General features: G+C 65.1%; 7 protein-coding genes and 1 pseudogene. 5 read left to right on the top strand and 3 right to left on the bottom strand.

Annotated elements, in window-relative coordinates:
• Positions 1–136: 136 nt before the first annotated feature.
• Positions 137–2426 (top strand): annotated as a pseudogene (locus CSQ99_RS24135) (molybdopterin-dependent oxidoreductase).
• On the opposite strand, the gene CSQ99_RS24130 reads toward CSQ99_RS24135, so the two are convergent.
• Positions 2423–2974, bottom strand: coding sequence for a TetR/AcrR family transcriptional regulator (locus CSQ99_RS24130; RefSeq protein ID WP_099041525.1), 552 nt, complete (start codon positions 2972–2974; stop codon positions 2423–2425). The pseudogene CSQ99_RS24135 and the gene CSQ99_RS24130 sit on opposite strands and share 4 nt — an antisense overlap.
• 60 nt (positions 2975–3034) lie before the next feature.
• On the opposite strand from CSQ99_RS24130, the gene CSQ99_RS24125 reads away from it, so the two are divergent.
• Together CSQ99_RS24125 and CSQ99_RS24120 are read left to right on the top strand one after the other, a co-directional pair.
• Entirely contained in the window at positions 3035–3664 is a 630-nt protein-coding gene (locus tag CSQ99_RS24125; protein ID WP_099041524.1) for a DUF2867 domain-containing protein, read from the top strand.
• Positions 3664–4152: a hypothetical protein gene (locus tag CSQ99_RS24120; RefSeq protein ID WP_245909059.1), complete on the top strand. Its 489-nt coding sequence runs from the start codon at positions 3664–3666 to the stop codon at positions 4150–4152. Before CSQ99_RS24125 ends, CSQ99_RS24120 begins: the two co-directional genes overlap by 1 nt.
• 3 nt (positions 4153–4155) lie before the next feature.
• On the opposite strand, the gene CSQ99_RS24115 is transcribed toward CSQ99_RS24120, so the two are convergent.
• Positions 4156–4716 (bottom strand): hypothetical protein, encoded by a 561-nt coding sequence (locus CSQ99_RS24115; protein ID WP_099041522.1) that lies wholly within the window; start codon positions 4714–4716, stop codon positions 4156–4158.
• Positions 4717–4939: 223 nt separating this feature from the next.
• Between CSQ99_RS24115 and CSQ99_RS24110 the strand changes: the two genes are divergently transcribed.
• Entirely contained in the window at positions 4940–6184 is a 1245-nt protein-coding gene (locus CSQ99_RS24110; RefSeq protein WP_099041521.1) for a cytochrome P450, read from the top strand.
• Here CSQ99_RS24110 and CSQ99_RS24105 read toward each other — a convergent pair.
• Positions 6177–6476 (bottom strand): hypothetical protein, encoded by a 300-nt coding sequence (locus CSQ99_RS24105; RefSeq protein WP_099041520.1) that lies wholly within the window; start codon positions 6474–6476, stop codon positions 6177–6179. The genes CSQ99_RS24110 and CSQ99_RS24105 overlap by 8 nt on opposite strands.
• 150 nt (positions 6477–6626) lie before the next feature.
• Here CSQ99_RS24105 and CSQ99_RS24100 point away from each other — a divergent pair, with 150 nt between their 5' ends.
• A complete protein-coding gene (locus tag CSQ99_RS24100; RefSeq protein ID WP_099041536.1) occupies positions 6627–7364 on the top strand; it encodes a helix-turn-helix domain-containing protein in 738 nt (245 codons plus the stop codon).
• Positions 7365–7401 lie beyond the last annotated feature (37 nt).

Here is a 7401-nt window from a genome sequence, read left to right as displayed (position 1 = left end):
AGGCCGGGCGGCCAGTCCTTTCAAGCCGCACCACCAAGGCCGGCTAAACCGATGCAGCCTCACCCGGCCCACCCGGGTCACAGCACAACGTAACAACACGAAGTAACTGCACCTACGAACTTAAGGAATTCCGGTGATGGCTAAAGAGGATGTCGCCGCCGTAGCGGCTCCAGAAGAATGGCAGTCGACCGCGTGCATTCTCTGCGAATGCAACTGCGGCATCGTCGTCCAACTGGACGGCCGCAAGCTGGCAAAGATCCGCGGCGACAAGGAACACCCCGCGTCGCAGGGGTACACCTGCAACAAGGCGCTACGACTGGACCACTACCAGAACAATCGCGGTCGGCTGACCTCTCCGATGCGTCGACGCCCCGACGGCAGCTACGAGGAAATCGACTGGGAGACAGCCATCGTCGAGATTGCGGCGGGCTTCAAACGCGTCGCCCAGACCTATGGCGGCGACAAGATCTTCTACTACGGCGGCGGCGGACAGGGCAACCATCTCGGCGGTGCATACAGCAGCGCCTTCCTCAAGGCACTCGGCTCGCACTACCGCTCCAATGCGCTCGCGCAGGAGAAGACCGGTGAAGCCTGGGTCGACGCCCACCTCTACGGCGGGCACACGCGAGGGGAATTCGAGCACGCCGAGGTGTCGGTGTTCATCGGCAAGAACCCGTGGATGTCGCAGAGTTTCCCGCGGGCACGCACGGTGCTCAACGAGATCGCCAAGGACCCGCAGCGCGCGATGATCGTCATCGATCCGGTGATCACCGACACCGCCAAGATGGCCGACATTCACCTGCGCGTGCGGCCGGGCACGGACGCCTGGGCGCTGGCGGCGCTGGCCGCTGTCGTGGTGCAGGAAGATCTCTGCGACAACGCATTTCTTGCTGAACATGTCACGGGTGTGGAATCTGTTGTCGAGGTACTTCGCACCGTCGACGTCGGTGATTATGCGCTGCGGTGCGGCCTCGACGATGAGCTGATCCGGACAGCGGCGCGACGCATCGGCGCGGCGGCAAGCGTGTCGGTGTTCGAGGATCTGGGCGTCCAGCAGGCTCCCAACAGCACGCTGTGCTCCTACCTGAACAAGCTGCTCTGGATCCTGACCGGAAACTTCGCGAAACGCGGCGGGCAGCATCTCCATTCGGCGTTCGGACCACTGTTCCGCCACACTCCCGATGTGGGCCGCACGCCGGTCACCGGTGCCCCCATCGTCGGTGGGCTGATCCCGAGCAACGTCATCCCCTCCGAAATGCTGGGCGATCATCCGGACAGGTTCCGCGCGATGATCGTCGAAAGCAGCAATCCCCGCGCATTCACTGGCGGACTCCAATGCGTGTCGCGAGGCGTTCGGCTCGCTGGAGCTGATGGTGGTGATCGATGTTGCAATGACGGAAACCGCGCGGTTGGCCCACTACGTGCTGCCCGCCGCATCGCAGTACGAGAAGACCGAGGCGACGTTCTTCAACCTCGAATTCCCGCACAACACCTTCCATTTGCGGCATCGCTTGATGGAGCCGCTCGCCGGAACCCTCCCCGAGCCCGAGATCTGGGCGCGACTGGTGCGGGCACTCGGCGTGGTCGATGACGCCGACCTGGAACCGTTGCGGCGCGCCGCAGGCGAGAATCGCGAGTCGTTCACAGCGGCGTTCCTGCAGGCCGTCAGCGCCAGCCCGATGCTCGGCAAAGTGCTCCCCTTTGTCCTGTACGAAACGCTGGGGCCCACTCTGCCCGAGGGCCTTTCCGGAGCAGCCGCATTGTGGGGCCTCGCCCAGAAGGCGGCCATGTCCTATCCCGACGCGGTGCGCCGCGCCGGTTACGCCGACGGCAATGCCTTGTTCGACGCGATCCTGTCCAGCCGTTCGGGTATCACATTCACTGTCCATGAGTACGAGGACGACTTCGCATTGATCACACACGCCGATCACAAGATCGCGCTCGACATGCCGGTGATGCTGGACGAGATTCGCGCACTGGCCGACGCCACACCGCAATTCACGACGCCCGATTTCCCGATTGTGCTGTCTGCGGGTGAACGCCGCGCCTACACGGCCAACGACATCTTCCGTGACCCGGCCTGGCGCAAGCGCGACGCCGACGGTGCACTGCGGGTCAGTCTCGAGGACGCCGAAGCGCTCGGGCTTGTCCACGGCGGGCGGGCTCGCATCACGACCGCGGCAGGCAGCGCGGAGGCGAGCGTCGAGATCAGTGAGGCGATGCTGCCCGGTCACGCGTCACTACCCAATGGCTTCGGCCTCGATTTCACCGATGACGAAGGCCAAGCGCACGTTCCCGGCGTGGCGCCGAACGCGCTGACGTCCAGCGACTGGCGCGACGCGTATGCCGGCACGCCCTGGCACAAGCATGTACCCGCCCGTATCGAAGCGGTACCCACCAGGATCGAAGCGGTGAGCACCGCTTAGTCGGCCAGCAGACGCCCCGTAGCTCGTTCAAGCACCTGCCGCCTGCCCAGGCCGGGATGGTCGGCGGCGATGAAGTGGTTGGCGATCGCGAGGGAGAAAGCGAGCATGGCGCGCGCCTCCACATCGCCGGCATCATCGCTGAAGGTGCCGATCAGTGCGCGCAGGTACTCCATGCGCCGGTTGTCGACCCGGCGCAGGCGTCTGGCCGCCGACTTGTCCCGTCGTGCCCAGTCACGCACCGCGAGGTCAACGGGCAGTAGCTCTTTGGAGAAGGTGAGGAGACCCGCCTTGCGCACCTTCTCCCTGGCGTCTCCGCCTTCGGCCTCCACCCGGTCGAGCACCTCGTCGGTGCTGCGGCGCTCCCACTCTTCGAGCAGCGCGTCGAGAAAGACTCCCCTGCTCTCGAAGTGGTGGTAGAAGCCGCCGCGAGTGACTTCGAGAGCCTTCGCGAGAAGGTCCACCCGCACCGCGTCGGGTCCACCCGTCGCGAGCGCTTCCAAGCCGGCGTCGATCCACGTACCGCGCGGTGTGCGGGTCTGGGCAACCATGGTCCTCCAACCGAATCGACGGGTCTTGACTCCCGAGGTCAACCAAGCATACAGTACTGTATGCTTGGTTCCACGCCCCTCGACAAGAGCGAACACACTAAGTGGCCGTGGCGAATCCACGACCTCACCAAGGAATTTCAGGTTCTCGACGTCTGGGTGTTGCCGACACCCGGCGGCGAAGACGACTTCACACAACTGGTCGACTTATGGTCGACGTTCGATCCGGGACACTCCTCTCCCGTAGTGCGCGCGCTGTTCGCCATTCGGTGGACCCTCGGTCGGGTACTCGGCCTCGACCGACCCGACGCGGGTCTGGGCGCACGCGTCGAGACGCTGCGAGACCGGCTTCCAGACGACCTGCGCCACACCCGAAACGATCGCCCGAGAGACGGGTCTCCATTCAGCCCGCTGTACCTGGCCGACAATGAGTTCGCGATGGAGATCGCCAACCAAACGGTGCACGGGGTTTTGCACGTCGGCTGGGTGCCCGACGGCTGTGGAGGATCTGAAGGATTTCATGGACAGATGGCGGTTCTCGTCCGACCGAACGGCGCATTCGGTGTCGCCTACATGGCGGCAATCGCTCCGTTTCGCCATCTGATCGTCTACCCACTGATGATGCGCGACATCGGTCGAGCATGGCGGGAGCGCCGCAGCGGGTCCGTCCCCTCCCAGCGTGGACTCCAGTGATGCGCGCGGAGGCCGCCGAAACCGGTGTCCGTCAGATCGCGCCACTTCCCGGCGTCCGATCGGCGAGCACGCTAGGTCGCGTCGATTACGAAGATGCGTTCGTCGTCGATGTCGGCGAAACGTCCGCTCTGACGGCCGAGCAGTGGATGCGCATGATCCTGGAAGGCGCGTCGGCGGCGGTGCGGCTGCAGCTGCTGTCGGGCTGGTCAGCACTCGGCCTCCGGGTGAGCCTGTCAGGAACAGACCGCTCGGTGCTCGGCTGGCAAATCCGCACGGCAGACCCGACCTTCGTACTGCTGGGCGCCGAGTCGCGGGTCGGCATGCCCGGGGAACTGTTTTTGAGGCGTGAGGCGGACCGGTTGCTATTCGCCACCTTCGTGCGCCACGACAACGCGGTCGTCCGCGCGCTGTGGGCGCGCGTGGTGCCCACCCATGTACGGATGGTGCAAGAACTACTGGCGCGGGCGGGCAGAGACGTCCGCTCCTGACCGCTACGGCGTCGGCGGCGGTGCAGGCGCAGGTGCGGCAGGAGGCACCGGAGCGGCCGGTGGCAGTATCGGATCACCAGGAGGCGGCGGGGCCGCAGGCATCTGCTGCTGCGGATTCGCCGCGAGTCCCGGCGGCGGCGTGGCATCGGCGTTCAGAGGCCGCTGCGTCAGCAGAAGCAGCGCGTCCTTACCGCTGACCTCTTGCGTTTGGACGGCGTGCCAGAGTTCGCGCAGATAGGAGCCACCATTGCTCTGCTGTGGGCCGACCGGGGTGATGCTGGTGCCGGGCGGCAGGTTTTCCGGGCTCGCGAGATGCGGGACGTCTTCTGCGGGAGTCGCGGGAACGGGTGCGGATGCAACCACAGCGGGAGCAGCGGGGACGGGCATGGCCGGCGCGGAACCCGGGACGGCGGGCGCGTTCAACGCCGGCGGCGGAGGCGGAGGCGGAGCGGCCGGATCGGCATGGGCCACCGTCGCCCCCGAAAGCAGCGCGGCGAGCGCTCCCAGGCCGGCGGCGGCGACCGTCGCCGCCTTCACCTCAATGCCGACGATATCGATTACCACTTAAGCCCCCTTCCGCATGTTGACCCGAACCCGGTCTACTGAGTGCTTCAGATTGATCGTCAAAATTGTTACACCTGAGGCCCAAGTGAACAACCGGTCAAGAACTGGACGGCAACGGGAACACGTTCTACTTCGGAGTATCTGTAACCGCCCGCAGAGGGCCCCATCTGTGGTGTAGCAATGAATTACCGCCACTACGCAACGTCATACAAGGGGTGCATTGATGCCAACGCCGAATCTTCCGCCCGGATTCGACTTCACCGATCCCGACATCTATGCGGAGCGGCTGCCGATCGACGAGCTCGCCCATATGCGGAAGGTGGCGCCGATCTGGTGGCAGGAACAGGAGCGGGGCAACCTCGCCTTCGGCGACAACGGCTACTGGGTGGTGACCAAGCACAAGGACGTCAAGGAGGTGTCGCGGCGCAGCGACGTGTTCTCCAGTAACAAGAAGACCGCGCTGCCGCGCTACCGCGATGAGGCCGATCCGGCATCACTGGAGGCGGGCAAGGTGGTGCTGCTCAACCAGGACGCCCCGCATCACACCCACCTGCGCAAGATCATCTCGCGCGCATTCACCCCGCGGGCGATCGAGTCATTGCGCGAGGAGCTTCGCCTGCGGGCTCGCGACATCGCCAAGCGGGCCGCGGCCGAGGGATCCGGCGATTTCGTCGAGCAGGTGTCCTGCGAGCTTCCGCTGCAGGCGATCGCCGGGCTGATGGGTGTGCCGCAAGAAGACCGCATGAAGCTGTTCGAGTGGTCGAACCAGATGGTCGGCGACCAGGACCCTGAGTACGGCAGGAACGACCCGACGGCCGCATCCGTCGAATTGATCATGTACGGCATGCAGATGGCCGCTGAGCGCGGCAAGACCCCGGGGGACGACCTCGTTACCAAGCTGGTGCAGGCAGATGTCGAGGGCCACAAGCTCACCGACGACGAGTTCGGCTTCTTCGTGATCCTGCTGGCCGTTGCGGGCAACGAGACCACCCGCAACTCGATCACCCAGGGCATGATGGCGTTCACCGAATTCCCCGACCAGTGGGAGCTTTTCAAGCGCGAACGGCCCGCGACGACCGCGGACGAAATCGTTCGCTGGGCAACGCCGGTCACCTCCTTCCAGCGCACCGCGCTCGAGGACACCGAACTCAGCGGCGTCGAGATCAAGAAGGACGACCGGGTGGTGATCTTCTACCGGTCGGCCAACTTCGACGAAGAAGTGTTCGACGATCCCTATAGCTTCAATATCTTGCGAGATCCCAACCCGCACGTGGGTTTTGGCGGCACCGGAGCCCACTACTGCATCGGCGCGAACCTGGCCAGGATGACGATCGATCTGATTTTCAACGCGATCGCCGACGAGATGCCGAACCTCAGGCCGATTTCCGCGCCCGAGAGGCTACGGTCGGGCTGGCTCAACGGCATCAAGCATTGGCAGGTCGACTACACCGGCGCGGGCGTTACCTGACCGGATAGTCGACCAACGAACGCCAATAGTCCTCGGGGATATCGACATTCGACCGCATGGCTATCGCGAGACCGGTCGCCATGGCGATACCGAGCAGACCGAGCCACAGGCCCGCAAGCCCGATGATGACCCACGCGACGGTGGTGACAGTCGGCCACGGCGACACCAACACCAGCAATGGCGCGAAGAAGAATCCGGTACCGATGTACCACGACGAGCCGGCCCGGTCGGAGATCAGCACGAAGTGCAGCCACCGCGGTATCGGCCGGTCGGCGGGTGCTGTGGTCCGCATGGTCGCTCTCCTTTGCTCGACTGTCTGCACCCACCGTGCCGCGGCAAGGTAAGTGCCGCAATTACCTGTCGAGTAATGGCCCCGAGAGCAGAGCTGCGCGACACTGAGCCGGTGACCACAGCCCATGTGCAGTCTCCGCCCTTCGGCACGATGATGCGCGACTGGCGACAACGTCGTCGGCTGAGCCAACTCGACCTGGCGATCGAGGCAGACGTGTCCGCCCGCCACGTGAGCTTCATCGAGACCGGCCGGTCGAGCCCGAGTCGGGCCATGGTGTTGCGGCTCGCCGAGGTACTCGGTGTCCCTCTTCGCGAACAGAACCAGTTGTTGATGGCCGCCGGGCTCGCCCCGGTGTACGGCGAGCGGTCGCTGGCGGATCCCGACATGGCCGCGGTGCGCGACGGCGTCGAGCATGTGCTGAGCGCGTACGACCCGTATCCCTGTGTCGTGGTGGATCGGGGTTGGCAGATCGTGCACGCCAACGGCGGCGCCGGAGTGCTCTTGGAGGGCGTAGCGCCGAGACTTCTCGAGCGGCCGAATGCACTTCGCATTTCGTTGCATCCGGAGGGTCTGGCACCACGGATTCGTAATCTCGCGCAGTGGCGACACCATGTCGTCGAGAGACTGCGTCGAGAGGCGGCGGTGAGCGGGTCGGACGAACTGTCAGCCTTGTTGGCCGAGATCGAGTCGTTTCCAGGCGGATTCGACCCGACACGCGATCTCGGCGGCGTTGCGGTTCCGCTGGAGCTCTATACCCCGAAGGGGCAACTGCTGACGTTCCTGTCAACCGTGACGACCTTCGGGACAGCGCTCGACCTCACCGCCGCCGAGCTGTCCATCGAGGCGTTTCTCCCCGCTGACGAGGCGACCGCCGCCGCGCTCCGGTGAAATACACATGGCGGGCCGTCAACAGCAATAGAGTGAC

This window comes from Mycobacterium neglectum, from assembly GCF_002591975.1.
Lineage (GTDB): Bacteria > Actinomycetota > Actinomycetes > Mycobacteriales > Mycobacteriaceae > Mycobacterium > Mycobacterium neglectum.
The sequence above is the reverse complement of the archived record's forward strand: the minus strand, read 5'-3'. Positions and strand labels throughout refer to the sequence as shown.